The 611-nt window shown below is 38.0% G+C and carries 1 protein-coding gene; it reads right to left on the reverse strand.

Annotated elements, in window-relative coordinates; translation table 11 throughout:
* Positions 1 to 289, reverse strand: a 289-nt coding sequence (locus R7093_RS26405; protein ID WP_318147174.1) for a hemerythrin domain-containing protein, incomplete at its 3' end; no start/stop codon positions are given.
* Positions 290 to 611: the final 322 nt, after the last annotated feature.

Raw genomic sequence — 611 nt, forward strand, 5'->3', positions numbered from 1 at the left:
AACTTTGCATGCTGACAATATCGCCCATAAAAGTGCGATGTACTTGAATATGCTTTTGGAGATGCTCGTGATGAATCCCCACTTCTCTCATTAAATTTTCCTCTTCTTTGAAGTGAAATTCGGCGTAACGAGAGAGTTCAAATAACGCGCTCTGAATATCCGCTATCGAAATCGTGTTTCGCGTCAAAAGTTTGCCGTACTTATTAATAAACTCAACGAGATACTGGTGTTGATCGTCAACATCTTCGATTCCTGTTTCAAAATAGATGTCCCAACGAAATGAATTCAACGTTACTACTCCCAATATCAACGAGTCTATATCAAGTCACCATGCCGCAACCTGAAATACCACAATAAATATAGGGAATAGTAACGATAAAAGTTTTCTAACGCCTCACTGAGTAGTCAAAATAATGACAAAGATCTCCATGATGGATTATTTTCGCTAAGCAATTCAGCAAATCTAAAAATAATACTGTATAGAGAGCTCAATAAAATCGTCGTCTCGAGCAAAATAAAGTAAGTCTGTCGGCGTATCATTTTTAAATAACCACGCATCAACTTGCCACTTCAGATGGTTCGATATTCTGCTAGAGGCTTCTAACTTTGCG

This window comes from Vibrio sp. 1580, assembly GCF_033340055.1.